Source organism: Streptomyces sp. GESEQ-4 (assembly GCF_017948455.1).
Taxonomy (GTDB): domain Bacteria; phylum Actinomycetota; class Actinomycetes; order Streptomycetales; family Streptomycetaceae; genus Streptomyces.
The window spans coordinates 138,589-155,748 of the sequence record NZ_JAFFSU010000006.1 but is presented as its reverse complement, the minus strand read 5'-3'; the positions used below and the strand labels follow the sequence as shown (position 1 = coordinate 155,748).

General features: G+C 70.1%; 14 protein-coding genes, 3 tRNA genes and 1 pseudogene. 9 read left to right on the top strand and 9 right to left on the bottom strand.

Going from position 1 to position 17,160, the window contains the following annotated elements; translation table 11 throughout:
- Positions 1-124: 124 nt before the first annotated feature.
- On the top strand, positions 125-2,023 hold the full coding sequence (dnaG, locus tag KCH48_RS14600; protein ID WP_210574191.1) for a DNA primase: 1,899 nt from the start codon (positions 125-127) through the stop codon (positions 2,021-2,023).
- A 235-nt stretch (positions 2,024-2,258) separates the two neighbouring features.
- Positions 2,259-3,530 (top strand): RNA polymerase sigma factor, encoded by a 1,272-nt coding sequence (locus KCH48_RS14595; RefSeq protein WP_210574184.1) that lies wholly within the window; start codon positions 2,259-2,261, stop codon positions 3,528-3,530.
- A 112-nt stretch (positions 3,531-3,642) separates the two neighbouring features.
- Here the strand turns inward: KCH48_RS14595 and KCH48_RS14590 are convergent, their stop codons facing one another.
- The 4 genes from KCH48_RS14590 to KCH48_RS14575 form a co-directional block, all read right to left on the bottom strand.
- Positions 3,643-5,571: an ABC transporter ATP-binding protein gene (locus KCH48_RS14590; protein ID WP_210574575.1), complete on the bottom strand. Its 1,929-nt coding sequence runs from the start codon at positions 5,569-5,571 to the stop codon at positions 3,643-3,645.
- Complete coding sequence (locus KCH48_RS14585) at positions 5,571-7,304, bottom strand: ABC transporter ATP-binding protein (RefSeq protein WP_210574183.1); 1,734 nt, start codon at positions 7,302-7,304, stop codon at positions 5,571-5,573. Before KCH48_RS14585 ends, KCH48_RS14590 begins: the two co-directional genes overlap by 1 nt.
- Before the next feature lie 183 nt (positions 7,305-7,487).
- Positions 7,488-8,942: an FGGY family carbohydrate kinase gene (locus KCH48_RS14580; RefSeq protein ID WP_210574180.1), complete on the bottom strand. Its 1,455-nt coding sequence runs from the start codon at positions 8,940-8,942 to the stop codon at positions 7,488-7,490.
- A 139-nt stretch (positions 8,943-9,081) separates the two neighbouring features.
- Positions 9,082-9,381, bottom strand: a complete 300-nt coding sequence (locus KCH48_RS14575) for a YtxH domain-containing protein (protein WP_210574173.1) — start codon at positions 9,379-9,381, stop codon at positions 9,082-9,084.
- A gap of 156 nt (positions 9,382-9,537) precedes the next feature.
- Between KCH48_RS14575 and KCH48_RS14570 the strand changes: the two genes are divergently transcribed.
- From KCH48_RS14570 to KCH48_RS14555, 4 genes are all read left to right on the top strand, one after another.
- A tRNA-Asn gene (locus KCH48_RS14570) sits at positions 9,538-9,610 on the top strand.
- 6 nt (positions 9,611-9,616) lie between these two features.
- Positions 9,617-9,689: transfer RNA gene (locus KCH48_RS14565), tRNA-Asn, on the top strand.
- Between the two features lie 166 nt (positions 9,690-9,855).
- Positions 9,856-9,929: transfer RNA gene (locus KCH48_RS14560), tRNA-Ile, on the top strand.
- A gap of 289 nt (positions 9,930-10,218) precedes the next feature.
- Positions 10,219-10,614, top strand: coding sequence for a DUF4260 domain-containing protein (locus KCH48_RS14555; RefSeq protein WP_246885294.1), 396 nt, complete (start codon positions 10,219-10,221; stop codon positions 10,612-10,614).
- Between the two features lie 55 nt (positions 10,615-10,669).
- Here KCH48_RS14555 and KCH48_RS14550 read toward each other — a convergent pair whose 3' ends face one another.
- Positions 10,670-10,999, bottom strand: coding sequence for a phosphatase PAP2 family protein (locus KCH48_RS14550; protein ID WP_246885293.1), 330 nt, complete (start codon positions 10,997-10,999; stop codon positions 10,670-10,672).
- Between the two features lie 71 nt (positions 11,000-11,070).
- On the opposite strand from KCH48_RS14550, the pseudogene KCH48_RS14545 reads away from it, so the two are divergent.
- Both KCH48_RS14545 and KCH48_RS14540 read left to right on the top strand, forming a co-directional pair.
- Positions 11,071-11,343 (top strand): annotated as a pseudogene (locus tag KCH48_RS14545) (VapC toxin family PIN domain ribonuclease); the annotation flags it as partial.
- Positions 11,344-11,742: 399 nt separating this feature from the next.
- Entirely contained in the window at positions 11,743-12,090 is a 348-nt protein-coding gene (locus KCH48_RS14540) for a hypothetical protein (protein WP_307840884.1), read from the top strand.
- 67 nt (positions 12,091-12,157) lie between these two features.
- On the opposite strand, the gene KCH48_RS14535 is transcribed toward KCH48_RS14540, so the two are convergent.
- From KCH48_RS14535 to KCH48_RS14525, 3 genes are all read right to left on the bottom strand, one after another.
- Entirely contained in the window at positions 12,158-12,814 is a 657-nt protein-coding gene (locus KCH48_RS14535) for a DUF3105 domain-containing protein (protein WP_210574160.1), read from the bottom strand.
- Between the two features lie 106 nt (positions 12,815-12,920).
- Positions 12,921-13,364, bottom strand: coding sequence for a hypothetical protein (locus KCH48_RS14530; RefSeq protein WP_210574158.1), 444 nt, complete (start codon positions 13,362-13,364; stop codon positions 12,921-12,923).
- Positions 13,365-13,483: 119 nt separating this feature from the next.
- On the bottom strand, positions 13,484-14,605 hold the full coding sequence (locus tag KCH48_RS14525; RefSeq protein WP_210574156.1) for a CapA family protein: 1,122 nt from the start codon (positions 14,603-14,605) through the stop codon (positions 13,484-13,486).
- Positions 14,606-14,815: 210 nt separating this feature from the next.
- On the opposite strand from KCH48_RS14525, the gene KCH48_RS14520 reads away from it, so the two are divergent.
- A complete protein-coding gene (locus tag KCH48_RS14520; RefSeq protein WP_210574154.1) occupies positions 14,816-15,952 on the top strand; it encodes a hypothetical protein in 1,137 nt (378 codons plus the stop codon).
- Between the two features lie 89 nt (positions 15,953-16,041).
- Here the strand turns inward: KCH48_RS14520 and KCH48_RS14515 are convergent, their stop codons facing one another.
- On the bottom strand, positions 16,042-17,082 hold the full coding sequence (locus KCH48_RS14515; RefSeq protein ID WP_210574147.1) for a rod shape-determining protein: 1,041 nt from the start codon (positions 17,080-17,082) through the stop codon (positions 16,042-16,044).
- Positions 17,083-17,160: the final 78 nt, after the last annotated feature.

Here is a 17,160-nt window from a genome sequence, read left to right as displayed (position 1 = left end):
CGGCAGCAGTCAGGAATGTCGGTCCGCCCCCGTGCTGCAATTCCCGGGGGACAACCCCCGGACCCCCGGCCGGGGGTCGGTCACCGCGCCCCAGAGTGTCAGTTCTGCCCCGTAGAATCACCGCGTGGCAGGACGGATCAACGACGAGGACGTGAAGGCGGTTCGGGACGCGGTCCCGATCGACGCCGTCGTGTCCGAGTACCTCCAGCTGCGCCCCGCGGGCGGCGGCAACCTGAAGGGCCTCTGCCCGTTCCACGACGAGAAGTCACCGTCCTTCCAGGTCAGCCCGAGCAAGGGGCTCTTCCACTGCTTCGGCTGCCAGGAGGGCGGCGACACCATCACGTTCGTGATGAAGGTCGATCACCTCTCCTTCTCCGAGGTGGTCGAGCGCCTGGCCGGCCAGGCCGGCATCACCCTGCGGTACGAGGAGGGCGGGTACAACCCCTCCCACCAGCGCGGCGAACGCATCCGCCTGGTCGAGGCGCACAAGATCGCCGCGCAGTGGTATGTGGAGCAGCTGGCCACCAGCCCGGAGGCCGACACCGGCCGCAAGTTCCTCGCCGAGCGGGGCTTCGACCAGTCCGCCGCCGAGCACTTCTCCGTCGGCTACAGCCCCCAGGGCTGGGACCACCTCACCCGCTACCTCCGCGGCAAGGGCTTCTCCGACAAGGAGCTGCTCCTGTCCGGCCTCGCCCAGGAGGGCCGCCGCGGCCCCATCGACCGCTTCCGCGGCCGGCTGATGTGGCCGATCCGCGACATCGCCGGCGACGTCGTCGGCTTCGGCGCCCGCAAGCTGTACGAGTCCGACAACGGCCCCAAGTACCTCAACACCCCCGACACGGCGATCTACAAGAAGTCCCAGGTCCTGTACGGCGTCGACCTCGCGAAGCAGCACATCGCCAAGGCCAGCCGCGCGGTCGTAGTCGAGGGCTACACGGACGTCATGGCCTGCCACCTCGCCGGCGTCACCACCGCCATCGCCACCTGCGGCACGGCCTTCGGCGGCGAGCACATCAAGATCCTCCGCCGCCTCCTGATGGACAACGGCTCGGCCCGCGTGATCTTCACCTTCGACGGCGACGCGGCCGGTCAGAAGGCGGCCCTGCGCGCCTTCGAGGACGACCAGAAGTTCGCCGCCGAGACGTACATCGCGATCGCGCCCGACGGCATGGACCCCTGCGAGCTGCGCCTGGCCAAGGGCGACGAGGCGGTGGCCGACCTGGTCGAACCCCGCACGCCGCTCTTCGAGTTCGCGCTCCGCCAGATCGTCAGCCGCTACGACCTCGACACCCCCGCGGGCCGCGCCTCGGCGCTGGACGAGTCGGCGCCGATCGTCGCCCGCATCAAGAACACCGGCGCCCAGCACGAGGTCGCCGTCCAGCTCGCGGGCATGCTCGGCATCCTCGACACCCAGTTCGTGGTCAAGCGGGTCGCCCAGCTGGCGCGCTGGGCCAGGGACCGCGGCGGCAAGGGCCCGGCCCCCGCCCAGCAGCGCCACACGCAGCAGTACGACATGGTCCGCGCCCCCTCCGGCCCGGCCCTGAACCTCCGCAACCCGGTATACGCCACCGAACGCGAGCTCCTGAAACTCGCCCTCCAACGCCCCGAGTTGGTCTCCCCGGCCTTCGACGCATACGGCGTCGACGAGTTCACCGCCCCGCCCTACGCCGCCGTACGCCAGGCCGTCATGGACGCGGGCGGCGCGGAGTACGGCATCCAGGACCCGCAGGAGTACCTGGTCCGCGTCCGCGAGGCCGCCCCCGACGACCAGGTCCGCGCGATGGTGACGGAGCTGGCGGTGGAGGCGATCATGCGCCGCACCGTCGACGAGATCTACGCCGGCGATCAGCTCGTCATGGTCCGCCGCCGCGCCGTGGACCGCCGCATCCAGGAGATCCAGGGCACCCTCACCCGCCTCACCAACGGCGGTGACCCGGCCCAACTGGCGGCCGTACAGAACGAGTTGTGGGTGCTCCAGCAGTACGGGCAGGCGCTGCGGGAGCGGGGAGTGGCGGCGCTCTAGCCCGCTTCCGGTTCCTCTTGCCCCCTGGCTGGTTCCCCGGCATATGACGGGGAACCCGGCAAGAGGGCACCGGCCGGTCCCACAAGGAACCGGACGCCCTCGGGTCGTCGCAGATCAGGGCGCGAACGAGCACCCGGGTTTTTCGCAGGGGTAACCACGCGGTCACGGACCGGACTCAAAAAGTCACCGCACGCCCCTCGTGGCGGCGATGTGTCGTACTCCACACTGGGTTCCGGTGCCTGAGTCCTCGGAGCGCGGCCGATCCGTCCCCAACGGATCCCACACCCCCGCGGTTCCGCTCATCGCGTACGGGACGGACAGCGGCGTGGCCGCCGACTCCGCTCCCGAAGCAGCGCTGCCGCACACCTCAGCAGCGATCATCCTGGAGGTCGCCCCCGTGCAGACCCAGACCCTGACCCAGACCGACATCACGGAGCCGGAAGCGGAGACCGACGTGCTCGTCGCTGTTCCGCCGCAGGGCCGTGTCGTGCACCATCCCGAGGCGGAGCCGGAGGCCCCGCAGGAAGCGGCGGAACCGCCCGTCGAAGAGGCGGAACCCGAGCCGGTGGAACCCCCGCGCCGCGCCGACACCAGCGGCCCGTCCTCGGACCTGTTCCGCCAGTACCTCCGCGAGATCGGCCGCATCCCCCTGCTCACGGCGGCCGAGGAGGTCGACCTCGCCCGCCGTGTCGAGGCCGGCCTGTTCGCCGAGGAGAAGCTCGCCGGCGCCTCCGACTTGGACAGCCAGCTCGCCCTCGACCTCGACAAACTCGTCGTCATGGGGCGGATGGCCAAGCGCCGCCTCATCGAGGCGAACCTGCGGCTCGTCGTGTCCGTCGCGAAACGGTACGTCGGCCGCGGGCTGACCATGCTCGACCTCGTCCAGGAGGGCAACCTCGGACTCATCCGCGCGGTGGAGAAGTTCGACTACGCCCGCGGCTACAAGTTCTCCACGTACGCCACCTGGTGGATCCGCCAGGCCATGTCCCGAGCCCTCGCCGACCAGGCCCGCACGATCCGAGTCCCGGTCCACGTGGTCGAGTTGATCAACCGGGTGGTCCGCGTCCAGCGCCGCATGCTCCAGGAACGCGGCTACGAACCCACCCCCGAAGAGGTCGCCGCCCACCTCGACCTCCCACCCGAGCGCGTCAGCGAGGTCCTGCGCCTGGCCCAGGAGCCCGTGTCGCTGCACGCCCCCGTGGGCGAGGAGGACGACGTAGCCCTGGGCGACCTCATAGAGGACGGCGACGCCGCAAGCCCGGTGGAATCAGCAGCGTTCCTCCTCCTCCGAGAGCACCTCGAGGCGGTCCTCTCCACCCTCGGCGAACGCGAACGCAAAGTCGTCCAACTCCGCTACGGCCTGGCAGACGGCCGCCCCCGCACGCTGGAGGAGATAGGCCGCATCTTCGGCGTGACGCGGGAACGAATCCGCCAGATCGAGTCGAAGACCCTGAACAAACTGCGCGACCACGCCTTCGCGGACCAGCTGAGGGGCTACCTCGACTAGCTGAGCTGCGGGCAGTCGTGCCGCTGGGGCGGCACGGGTGGGCGCAGGCGGCACCCCGTCGCGCCGGGCTGCGCCACGCCCCCGCCCCAGCCCCCACCCCCCCCGCACCCGCTCAGTCCACCTCAGCCACCGCCTGCGCGAACTGCGCCTTGTACAGCCGCGCATAAGCCCCGTCGGCCGCCAGCAACTCCCCGTGCGCCCCCTGTTCCACGATCGCCCCGTTCTCCATCACCAGAATCGTGTCGGCATCCCGAATCGTCGACAGCCGATGCGCGATGACGAACGACGTACGACCGTGCGCCAGCTTCGCCATCGCCTTCTGGATCAGCACCTCGGTCCGCGTGTCCACAGAACTCGTCGCCTCGTCCAGCACCAGGATCACCGGATCGGACAGAAACGCCCGCGCGATGGTGATCAGCTGCTTCTCACCCGCGCTGACCCCGGTCCCCTCGTCGTCGATCACGGTGTCGTACCCGTCCGGCAGCGTCCGCACGAACCGGTCCGCGTGCGCAGCCCGCGCCGCCTCCTCGATCTCGCCTCGGGTGACGTCCCTGGACGCCCCGTACGCGATGTTCTCGGCGATGGTCCCGCCGAACAGCCAGGTGTCCTGGAGCACCATGCCGATTCCGGCACGCAGTTCGTCCCGGGACATCCGGGCGATGTCGACGCCGTCGAGGGTGATCCGCCCGCCGGAGACCTCGTAGAACCGCATGAGCAGATTGACGAGGGTGGTCTTGCCCGCACCGGTCGGCCCAACGATCGCGACCGTGTGCCCGGGTTCGACCTTCAGCGACAGATCCTCGATGAGCGGCTTCTCGGGGTCGTACCGGAACGACACATGCTCCAGCGCCACCCGCCCGCGCAGCTCCTCCGGCCGCTCGCCCGGCATCGGATCGGCCTCCTGCTCCTCGGCGTCGAGGACTTCGAAGACCCGCTCGGACGACGCGACCCCGGACTGCACGAGGTTCGCCATCGACGCGACCTGCGTGAGCGGCATGGAGAACTGCCGGGAGTACTGGATGAAGGCCTGCACGTCACCGATGGACAGCGCGCCCGACGCGACCCGCAGGCCACCGACCACAGCGACCAGCACATAGTTGATGTTCGACACGAACATCATCAGCGGCTGCATGATCCCGCTGTTGAACTGCGCCTTGAACCCGGCCTCGTACAACGCGTCGTTCTGCTCGGCGAACTGCCGCGCCGACTCGTCCTGCCGCCCGAACACCTTCACCAGCGCGTGCCCGGTGTACATCTCCTCGACGTGCGCGTTGAGCTTCCCGGTGGACCGCCACTGCTGCACGAAGTGCGGCTGCGACCGCTTCCCGACCCGGGTGGCGACGACGAACGACAGCGGCACGGTCACCAGCGCCACCAGCGCCAGGATCCACGACACCCAGAACATCATCGCGAGCACACCGATGATCGTGAGCACGGAGTTGATGAGCTGCCCCATCGACTGCTGCAGCGTCTGCCCGATGTTGTCGATGTCGTTGGTGGCACGGGACAGCACCTCACCGCGCTGCCGCTTGTCGAAATACGACAGCGGCAGCCGCGACAGCTTCGTCTGCACGTCCTCCCGCATCCGGTACATCGTCCGGTTCACGGAACGGTTCACCAGCCGCGTCGCCACCAGCATCAGCAGCCCCGCCACCACGAACACGCCCAGCGCGAGCAGCAGTACGGAGCCGACCGCATCGAAGTCGACGCCCTGACCCGGCGTGAAGTCCGTGCTGCGGAGCATGTCGGCGACCGAGCCGTCACCCCGCTCCCGCATGGCGTCGAGCACCTGCTCCTTGGTGGACCCGGCCTCGAACTGCCGCCCGACGATGCCCGCGAAGACCAGGTCGGTCGCATGACCGAGGATCTTCGGCCCGACCACCGACAGGCCCACGCTCACCAGCACGCACAGCAGCAGCGCGCAGATCGTCAGCCGCTCGGGTCTGAACTGGGCGACGAGTCGTTTGCCCGACCCCTTGAAGTCCATCGAGCGGTGCTCGGGTCCCGTCCCGGCCATCATCCGCCCCGCAGGCCCGGCCATCACGCAGCCTCCGCTTCCGTCAGCTGGGAGAGCACGATCTCCCGATAGGTCTCGTTGCCCGCCATCAGCTCGTGGTGCCGGCCCGTCCCGACCACCCGCCCTTCGTCGAGTACGACGATCCGGTCCGCGTCCCGGATGGTGGCCACCCGCTGGGCGACGATCACGACGGTCGCCTCGGCGGTCTCCTGGGCGAGCGCGGCACGCAGCGCCGCGTCGGTCGCGTAGTCGAGCGCGGAGAAGGAGTCGTCGAAGAGATAGATCTCCGGCCGCTGGACCAGCGTGCGGGCGATCGCGAGCCGCTGCCGCTGACCACCGGATACGTTCGTGCCGCCCTGCGCGATCGGCGAGTCGAGCCCGCCTTCGAGCCGCTCCACGAACTCCTTGGCCTGCGCCACCTCCAGCGCGTGCCACAGCTCCTCGTCCGTCGCGTCCGGATTGCCGTACCGCAGATTGGTCGCCACCGTACCCGCGAAGAGATACGGCTTCTGCGGGACGAGCCCGACCGTCTTCGCCAGCAGCTTCGGTTCGAGGGAGGCCACCGCGACGCCGTCGACGAGCACCTCCCCGTCGGTCGCGTCGAACAGCCGCGGCACCAGCCCCAGCAGCGTGGACTTGCCGCTGCCGGTCGAGCCGATCACGGCGGTCGTCTCACCGGGCCGGGCCACCAGGTCGACGGCCTTCAGCACCGGCTCCTCGGCACCCGGGTAGCGGAACCCGGCCCCGCGCATCTCCAGATGCCCGTGCCGAAGCAGTTTGACCACGGGCGCGGTCGGCGGAACCACCGATGAGGACGTGTCCAGCACCTCCTGGATGCGCTCGGCGCAGACCTCCGCGCGCGGCACCATCATGAACATGAAGGTGGCCATCATCACGGACATCACGATCTGCATCAGATAGGCGAGGAACGCCGTCAGATCGCCGATCTCCATCCCACCGCTGTCGATGCGATGCGCGCCGAACCACACCACCGCGATCGACGACAGGTTCACCACCGTCATCACCATCGGGAACATCAGCGCCAGCAGCTTGCCGGTGGCCAGGGACATCTCGGTCAGCTCGGCGTTCGCGTGCCGGAAGCGCTGCTGCTCGTACTCGTCGCGGACGAAGGCGCGGATCACCCGGTTGCCGGTGATCTGCTCGCGCAGCACCCGGTTCACGGTGTCCAGCCGCTCCTGCATCGTCCGGAACAGCGGCCGCAGCCGCCGCACGATCAACGTCACACAGATGCCCAGCACCGGCACCACCGCGACCAGCACCCCGGACAGTGGCACATCCAGGCCCAGCGCCAGCACGATGCCGCCCACGCACATGATCGGCGCCGACACGAGCAGCGTGAAGGTCATCAGCGCCAGCATCTGCACCTGCTGGACGTCATTGGTCGTCCGCGTGATCAGCGTGGGCGCCCCGAAGTGACCGACCTCACGGGCGGAGAAGGACTGCACCCGGTCGAAGACGGCACCCCGGATGTCGCGGCCGAGCGCCGCCGCCGTACGGGCGCCGTAGTACACGGCACCGATGTTGCAGACGACCTGCACCAGCGAGATGCCGATCATCAGGGCGCCGTAGGAAAGGATGTAGCCGGTGTCGCCGTTCACGACACCGTTGTCGATGATGTCGGCGTTCAGCGTGGGCAGGTAGAGGGTGGCGCAGGTCTGCAGGAACTGCAGCAGCACCAGCACAGCGATGGGTTTTCTGTAGGGCCTGAGATAGGTCCGCAGAAGTCGTATGAGCACGCTACGTCTCTCGGAGTCGGCGGTGGGGGCGGTGGTTGCCCTTGGCCCCTATCGTCGGACACTCCACCCGCGTTACCTCAACCGATTAAGCCGTCAGCAGTGCTTCGTACGGCCTTATGGGTACGGAATGGGTACGGACAGCGCCCGACTCCTACCGGTCTCTTACGTTCCGCAAGGCCGGACTCACATCCGGAACGCCCCGGGATGCGTCTGCTCCCGCACCGACACGAACTGCTGCCGCACCGCCTGTCCCACCGCCAGTTCCTCGCCGGGCTCCAGGACCTGCGCGGCCGGTCCCTGCCAGGCCGGCGGGGTACGCGGGTCGAGGTAGCCCTGCGACGTGCCGAGCGCCCACGCCGCCTGCCGGGCCGCACCGATCGCCCCGTAGTCCGCGGGCTGCGGCACGACGACCTGCGCCCCGAACAGCGAAGGCGCCGCGGCCTGCACGGCGGGCAGTTCGGCAGCGGCTCCGAGCAGGAACACCCGCCGCACCTCCACACCCCGCCCCCGCAGCACGTCCAGCGCGTCCGCCAGCCCGCACAGCATCCCCTCGAAGGCCGCCCGCGCCAGATGCTCCGCCTTCATCGACTCCCGCCTGAGCCCCGCGAGCGTCCCCGCGGTGTGCGGCAGACTCGGCGTCCGCTCACCCTCCAAATAGGGGAGGAGCACGAGTCCATGGGCGCCCGGCGTCGACTTCATCGCCAGGTCGGACAGGCTCTCCAGGTCGGGCAGCCCGAGCAGCTCGGCGGTGCCGCGCAGGGTCCGTACGGCGTTCAGGGTGGTGACGACCGGCAAGTGCATGCCGGTCGCGTCGGCCAGCGAGGTGATCATCCCGGTCTGGTCGACGAGCGCCTCGGGGTGCACGGCCATCACCGACCCGGACGCGCCCAGCGACACGACGGCATCGCCGAGCCCGATCCCCAGCCCGAAAGCGGCGGCCATCGTCTCGCCGGTCCCGGCGGAGATCAGCAGCCCCTCCGGCGTCGTACCGCCCGCGTCCGACGGCCCGATCACCTCGGGCAGCATCGCCTGATGCCCGAGCGCCAGCTCGACGAGATCACCCCGGTAGGCCCCGGTGGCCGCGGACCAGTACCCCGTCCCGGAAGCCCCACCGCGATCGGTCGTCCTCCGCACCGGCCGCCCCAGCAACTGCCACACCAGCCAGTCGTGCGCCTGCATCAGCACAGCGGTTCGTACGGCGTTCTCCGGCTCGGTCTTCGCCAGCCACCGCAGCTTGGTCACGGGCTGAGCGGCCTGCGGCACACACCCCACCGCCTGCGCCCACGCCTCACGCCCGCCGAGCGCGTCGATCAGATCGGCCGCCGCGACCTGCGCCCGCTTGTCACCGCCGACCATCGCCGGCCGCACGGTGTTGCCCTGCGGGTCCAGCGGCACCAGCGCGTTCTGCTGCGCGGACACGCCGATGGCCTGCACACCTTCGAGGAGACCACCCCCGGCCGCCTCACCGAGGGACAGCAGCCAGGCCTGCGGATCGACATCGGACGGCCGCGATCCGCCTTCGGCACCTTCGATCGGATGCGGGGCGTACCCCTGCCGGAGCACGGCTCCGGTGTCCGCGTCGCAGACGACGATGCGAGTGAAATCGGGCGCACTGTCCAGCCCGGCGACTATCCCCATGACACAAAATTCTGCCGCACCGTTCCACTGGGTGTGGCCATCGGCGCCGTAGGGGTGCCGGTGGTCTTGCTGGTGTGGGTGCGTTGTGGCTGGTCGCGCAGTTCCCCGCGCCCCTTGAGGGCATCCAGGTACTCGGGGTTCATGTGTTGCTGGTGCCCCAGTCGTCCTCTACTGCGCCGTTGGTGTTGCGGTCGCGGAGGGCGCGGACCCGTTCGGCTACTGAGTCGGGGACGTGGACCTTCTCGGTGACCGTGTGGTAGGCCTTGCCGGCGAACTGGCGGCCCTGTTGGGCGGCCGATTCGGCGGTGTTGCGGACGGCGGGGTTCTGGGAGATCTGCTGGGCGGACTTCTTCAGCTGCTCGTAGCGCTCGCGCCCGGCCCGTGTGCCCAGCACGTAACCAAGAGCGAGTCCGGCGACGAACGTGAGCCGGTAGCGCATGGTGGCCACCCTTCCTTGACGAGTCCCTGGTGTCGGCGTCGGGCCGGGGGGAACCGATTGGCGGAGCACCCCCCTGCTTGCGCTAATGTATGTGTCGCAGCGAGCGCGCGCCCCCTGGCGAATACCCAGGGAGGTACGTTCGATGCAACGAGGCGATCCTCCGTAGCTCAATTGGCAGAGCAGCCGGCTGTTAACCGGCAGGTTACTGGTTCGAGTCCAGTCGGGGGAGCTTCGATCTTCCGTAGCTCAATTGGCAGAGCAGCCGGCTGTTAACCGGCAGGTTACTGGTTCGAGTCCAGTCGGGAGAGCCCCTGAAGAGGACCCCGTTGGGGTCCTTTTTCATGTCCGGTGGAACCGCCCAGGCCAGGCCTAAGTCCTCATGGGCGTGCGAAGTCGACCATCCGAGGCAGGAGATCGTATGAGCGGCTATGCTGCGGCAGACGGCGCGCACAAATGTGCGCGACACGCCGCTATGGGGCGGTAGCTCAGCCGGTTAGAGCAGCGGACTCATAATCCGTCGGCCGTGGGTTCGAGTCCCACCCGCCCCACCTCACACACTTCGCGCAGAAACGATGTGGCCTGTGGGAATCCGGGTCACGTAGATCAAGACTGCGGCCCCTGGACCTGCTTCAGGGGCCGCAGCTCGTTGTTTCGTACGTTTTGCACTCGGTCGGGGGAACGTCGGGGGAAACCCGGTGTGGGCCCCCGGGGACCAGGGCGTCGGGACCTGGTGGAACGAGACCGCGGGCCGCGAGCAGCGCCGGGGAACCTGGTACAGCTCACCGTGCGAGTCTGGTAGTTGGGCCGCCCAGTCCTCAACTGGCCTACGCTGTGGGCGTGACAAGCGAACGCGCTCATGGCGATGTGTCGCAGCGCATCACGGGGGTCGGCAGCCGACACGGTGCCGGCGGTTGGGTCAGGAAGAGCAGCTGGGGGGCGTTCACCCTGTTCCTGGCTGCGTTCGCGGTTTTCGAGAGCGTCAAGTACGGCTTGCCGACCACGGCTGCCGCGCTGGTGTTCTTCGCTCTGCCTGACCTGGCTCGGCTGGCTGGGGTCCGCCCGCCGGGCCCACTCCACCAAGCGGTACACCGCGTGTGGATCCCGCTGGTGGTACTGATCGGCTACGCGCTCGGGCCGATCGTCTGGCCACCGCTGTTCACCGCCGGCCTCGGCTGGCTCACGCGCATCGCCCTTGACCGGTCTTTCGGGCGAGGACTTTCCGCCGGCGCGTGATCCCCTGTCGGGGCGTTCCGGCTCTCTTCGTGGCGTGTCGGACGCCGACGGACTTTCAGGTCAACCACGCGAAGACTCCGCTGGCGACGAGGGTGCCAAGCGCCGCGCCGGCCACCACCTGGCCGAGCGTGTGGTCGCGCAAAGCAACCCGCGACCAGCCGATGAGCGCGACCAGCGGGAAGGCCGCCGCCCACCAGGGGTTGATGCCGGCCGCCAGGATCGCGACGGCTCCGGCCGAGACCGAGGTATGCACGCTGATCTTCCAGAATGCCGTCACCGGCAGGATCGCCCCGAGCGTAGCCAGCATCGCCACCACCAGGGCGGTCATCTGAGCAGGCGCGTCGAGCAGCACCATGGCCGTGATGGCGATGCCGACGGACGCCATGATCACGGGTATGAGGTGCATGCGCCGCTCGCGTTGTCCGACGTGTCGGTCGCCCCAACGCCCCACCCGTCTCGGCAACCAGTCCGACTCACCGGGACGAGCTCGCGGAGGAGCTGGACGCACTCTGCCTGCTCTCTCCCGTTCCGAAGAATGGCTGGCGTTGGGTCGACACCGCCCAGTACAAGCTGACACAACAGGGTGAGCATCGTGCTGCAGGGGCGATCGACCTGTTGGTGTGTGCGACCGCGGTCCACCACGGGCACACCGTCCTCCATGTGGACAACGACTTCGCGACGGTCGCCGGAGTGCTCAAGGAACTTCAGCAGCGAGACGTACGAGCCTGATCACCAGGACCGCCTCCACAAGGCCGGTCCCCACCGATCGCAGGCCATGGTGACCGAGCCGATCGAACGGCCCTCACCTTGGCCTCCTCGGCAGCCGCCGCCTACGCAACCGCGGTCGCCTGCCTGACCTGGGCGCCCAGACAGCCCCCTCCAGCTTGCCGCTGACCTGTTGAGGGAGGCAGCCCGGTGAACAGTCGTCGGCGGACACCCGTACCTCTTCTCGTAGGTCTGAGCAGTACGGAGACGGAGAGGTTCGTGCCACATCTGCCTGAGGAGTCACGGTGGCCCGCGCGAGGAAGCATCGCCCGTCTGTTGCGCGCTGCCGCGCCGGTCGTGAGTCTGGTCCTTCTTCCTTTGGTCGCAGCGTGCGGTGGTAATGAAGGTGAGGCGTCGGCGGACGTGAAGCCTTCGGAGATGTCGGCCGCTCCGGCGGCCGGTGTCGAGGCTCCGGCGAAGGTCGAGGTGATCGCCTCCCTGACCGGGTGCAAGCCCAAGATCCGCGTCGAGGCGGACCAACTGCGCGAGGGGGTGTGCCGCACGAAGGAGGCCGAGTACCTCATCACCACCTTCCCCGAGGAGAAGTACACCCAGGTCTGGCTGGACTCCGCCGCGGTCTACGGCGGCAAGTACCTGGTCGGTGAGCGCTGGGTCGTCAGTGCGAAGCCGGAGATGCTGGAGCGGTTCCGGGACAAGATCGGCGGGACCGTCCGGGAACTGCGGGGCACAGGGCCGACTGCCGGTCCGTAGACGGGGGTGTGTCTACGAACCGGCATGAACTGGCATGAAACGGTATGAACTGGGCTGCGATCAGCCCTCACGCCCCGGTCAGGCCCCCGGAGCAGGCGGCGCCCGGCTCAGGGGTCTGCGCACCCTGGACGTACTTGGTGAAGAACTGCTCCACCCTCGGGTCGGACGCCTTGTCCACACTGAGCTGGCGGCCCCAGGCCGACAGCATGATGGGCCCGGACTGGTCGTCGTTCGGGCTCATCAGGGTGTAAGGCGTCCGGGAGACCTTGTCGCCGAGCGTCTTGATGTCGGCGTCGGCGGCTTTGTCGTTGTACGTCACCCAGACCGCGCCGTGCTCCAGGGAGTGCACGGCGTTCTCGTTCGGGACGGGCTTGGTGTAGACCGTGCCGTCGCAGGTCATCCAGGCCTGATGGTGATCGCCGCCGACGGGTGGGTCCATCGGGTAGTCGACGGTGCCCTCGACGTGCTTCTGCGTGAGCTCCTTCTTCGCCCAGGTCTGCTCGCCGCGTACGGGCTTCTTCGCCGCGGCGGCCTGCTGCTCGTCCTTCTCGTCGGCCTTGTTGAGGGCGTACCCGCCCCAGCCGACCAGTCCGGCGACGATGACCGTGCTGAGCGTGATGGTGATGATCCGGTTACGGCGCTCGCGGGCCTGGTCGGCGCGGCGCATCTCCTCTATTCGCGCCCGCCGTGCCTGGGCGGCGGCCTTCTTGCTGGTTCTGCTCATGGCTGTGCGTTCCTCGTCCCCGCCGAACGGCGGTGCATGCAGGGGTGGTTGGACGTACGCCGCCGGGCCGGTGCGCACACGTGCGTACCGGGCCCTGGGTGTTCGTCTACGTCCGCTGCACCTGGAGGACGTGGAGATCGGGAGCGCGACAGGCCGGCGTGGGCCCGGCGATGCGCGGGGCGGTGTCCGGCGGCCGGGGCAGGTCCGGCGAGCGGGGGAGGACCGCCGGGAGGGGATGGACGGGAGCGGCGAGCACGGCTCGTACGGCGTCGACGGCCCGGTGGCAGCACATGTCGCCGTAGGGGCAGTCGGAGGCGTGCGCGACGGGCGCCGCGAGGGGTTGCCCGGCAGGGGAGCCCATCGCGGTGGTGGACACGGAGATCGTGGAGGCGTCGTCGGCCGGGGCGCTCTGACCGGGCGTCACGAGGCCCAGGCAGAGCACGAGCGCGGAGAGCAGTACGGAGAGCGGTACGGCGGCGGCAGGGCAGAGCGCCGCGATCCGCGTGGTCCACCGCGTGCCGCGGGTCGCGTCCTGCGCCCGGCTCTTCATCGCGTTGATATTAGGTGGTGCCTGTGAGCGAGTTGGGGTCGGTGTCCGAGGGGGGAGGAGGGGGGCGGATGTGCGGCGGCGGGATCTCTCTCCTCACGCCGTCCGGTAGTTGATGACGCTCACCCCGGCATATCCGCAAGCACCAGCCCAAGCGTGCCGTCGCGCTCCACGGCGATCCGCGGCCCGCCGCTGATCCGGCCGAGCGTCTCGGCGAGCCACGCGCGGTCATCCGGCGGTGCGGGCTCCAGCCGCATCCGGCGCGCCCGCAGCGGCACCAGGCGCAGCCCGGTCAGCCGTCCCGTCTCCGCGTCCAGCGAGACGAGGTGGGCGAGGCGCAGGTCGTCGCGGTACTGCTCGTAGCCGGAGATGCCTTCGTAGTCGTCGATGAAGTCGCCGCAGCCGTGCAGGATCAGCCGGTCGCGGTACACCTCCAACGGGCGGGGATGGTGCGAGGAATGCCCGTGGACGACGTCGGCGCCGCCGTCGACCAGGGCGTGCGCGAAGGCGGTCTGGTCGTGGGGGACGAGGTAGCCCCAGTTGGAGCCCCAGTGCACGGAGACGACGACGAGGTCGCCCGCGCGTCTGGTCCGTCGTATGCGTACGACTGTCGCGGCGGCCTCGGCGGCGGAGAGTTCGGGCACGTAGGCGACACCGGACCGGTCCGTCGTCGCGGCCCAGTCGGGCGGGATGCCGCTGGACCACGCCCCCAGGGCGAACACCAGCACCCGGTGGCCGTGCCCGAGCGGGACGACCGCCGGCGCGTACGCCTCGTCGGCGTTCCGTCCCGCTCCCGCCGTCCGCAGGCCCGCGCCGGCGACTGAGCCGAGGGTTTCGTCGAGTCCGGGGCGGCCGAAGTCGAGGACGTGGTTGTTGGCCAGGACGCACACGTCGGGGCGGGCCACGGTCAGGGCGGGCAGGTTGGCCGGGTGCATCCGGTAGTGCACCTCCTTGCCGGGCGCGAACGTGTCGCTGCGCGTGACGGACGTCTCCAGGTTCAGGACCCGCACGTCCGGCCCGGCCTCGTCCAGCACGCGCAGGGCCTCGCCCCACGGCCAGGACGGGGGTACGGGGGCGGGGACGGGCCCGTGCGCCGCCTCGGCCAGGTCGACGTAGGAACGGGCGTCCGCGACCCAGGTCTCCCGCAGGGCCGGATCGCCCGGGTGCGGGAGGATCTGGTCGACGCCTCGTCCGAGCATCACGTCGCCGCACAGGAACAGCGTGACTACGCCGCCGCCACCCATATAGCCACCGTAAGGGGCAGAGGCCGGTCGTCGGTCGTGTGCGGGTCCGTTGTGGCTGGTCGCGCAGTTCCCCGCGCCCCTTTCGGGGCGCTGCCGAACCGTCGGCCGACTTCCACCCGACCCGCATCTACACTTGCGCCTGCGCGTCAGCCCCGCCCAGCAGGGGCGACGCTGCCCTGGGGGCAATGGTGAACGAGGGGGAGTAGCAGCATGGCCGGACAGCCGTCCGACGAGACGCCCATTTCCGACGACGAGTGGGAGCGGTTCCTCAAGGACGCGGAGCGGGAGACCCCGGCCTCGGCGCCGAAGGAACCGTCCGCGCGGGCCCGTATGGTCACCGCGCGGTTGCGGGAGCAGGACGCGCGGGGGCAGGCGCCCGAAGCATGGCGGGCCGGGCCCGACCGGCGGGTGACGGAGCGGCGCGGGACACGGCGCCGGCGGCTGTGGGCGATCCTCGGCGTTCCCGTCGCGATCGTCGTCGCGCTGGTGGCGGTGAAGCCGTCGCTGCTCCCCGGGGACCCCTTCGGATCCGGCGCCTCGGACGACGTCGGCGCCGCCTCCCCGCTGCCCGCCGAAACCGCCCGCCCCACCGCACCGCCGTCCTCGGTGGCCCCGGACACCGCCACGCTCGCCGATCCGTTCGCCGGGTCACCGGCCAAGGAGTACGCCGACGGCGCGGCCGGGATCGTACTGCCGAAGGCGACCGCGGTCGGCACGTTCTCCGCGGCGCGAGTGGGCCAAGCCCTGCGGCAGACCCGGGAGTTGCTGGTCGACGCGAACCTCGACCCGGTCACGCTGCGTGGCGGCCGGCCCGAGACCGCGTTCGGCGTGATCGAGCCGAAGCAGACGGAGCTTGTGGAGTTGCTCGACATGTCGTTGCGCAAGCCCGACAAGGACCACGACCCGCTGACCATGTTCAGCCGCTTCGACCCCGACGAAGTCCGCCTCGCCGGTGACGTCGTCAAGACGCGCGGGCGGATGACCTTCGGGGCCGGCGAGGACGGCTCGCTGGCCGTGCACGCCGACTACACCTTCGTCTACCCGCTCGTGAAGGCGGGCGACGGTGCGACCGAGGTGGCCCGGACCGTCGTACGCCGCGTGCTCGACCTCCGCCTCGACGATCCCGGCCGCTACCAGGTCACCCCGGGAAAGATCGCCGTCAAGCGCTACGACCAGGAGATCGGCAACTCCGCCTGCGACGTCTACGACGGTTTCCTCCACCCCGGTTTCGACTCGGACGTCCCCTCCGGCCCCTCGCCCTCCGGTTCGGCCGTCGACCCGTACGACCGCAGCCGCACTCCGGAGCCGGACCGCGAGGAGGAGTGCGGGACGGTCACCCGCACGTAGGCGCTCCGCTGGGTGCGCTGTCGTCTGCGGGTCCGTTGGGGCTGGTCGCGCAGTTCCCCGCGCCCCTTCGGGGCGCGGCCGGTCCGTCGTCAGGTCGTCGTGCTCGTGTCCAGCGCGATCGGCTCGATCTCGCCCTCCAGCATGGAGCCGAGGCCCTGTACGGCACACACGTCGGGCCGTTCCGCGATGTGTACCGGCATGCCGGTCGCCTGGCGGACCATCTGGTCGAGGCCGGGGATCAGGGCGCTTCCGCCGACCATCATGACGCCCCGGTCGGCCAGGTCGGCCACCAGGTCGGGCGGGCAGTCCCGCAGCACCTTGCCGATGCCGTCGAGGACGGCGGTGAGCGGGGTCTGGATGACGTCGCGTACGGCGGCCGTGTCGACGTGCACGGAACGAGCGAGACCCGTGGCGACGTCCCGGCCGTGGATCTCGGTGGAGGCGGGCCCGTGGGGCGTGAGTCCGTTGCCGGAGAGGGCGAGCTGCAGGGGCCGTACGGACTGGCTCGGCAGCATCAGTTCGTGCTGGTGCCGCAGGTGCTGCACGATCGCGCGGTCGACGGCCTCGCCGCCCACGGAGATGCGCTCGGCGGTCACGATCGCGCCCAACGACAGCACGGCGATCTGCGTGGCGGCGGCCCCGCACACCAGCACCATCGTGGCCTCCGGCTGCTCGACGGGCAGCCCGCAGCCGACGGCGGCGGCGATCAGCGTGTCGACGAGCTCGACCCGGCGCGCACCCAGCCCGACGAGCGTCTCGATCGTCGCCCGCTGGGCCAGCGGGTCCGCGTCGTGCGGTGTGCAGGCGGCGGCCCGCAGGAACGGCCTGCGGCGCAGCGAGCGGCGGATCTTGTCACCGAGCAGATGCCGCAGCATCCGCTGCGCCATCTCGATGTCGACGACACTGCCACCCGATACGGGCCTGACGACCCGGATGAACGGCGGCGTACGGCCCGTCATCCGCTCCGCGGACTCCCCGACCGCTATCAGCGCACCGTTCCTGGTGTTCACGGCCGCCGCCGACGGTTGGTCGACCACGAGCCCGGTCCCCTTCAGATAGACCCGGGTCCGGGCCGCCCCCAGGTCGACGGCGAAATGGCAACGGCGCAACTGGTTCAGGCTGTCGGTCACGGCAGATCCTCCCGAGTGCAGAGCGTGGCGGGCCGCCGGACGCGCGCCGGCCGGCCTCGCTTCGCGGGCCGCCGGGCG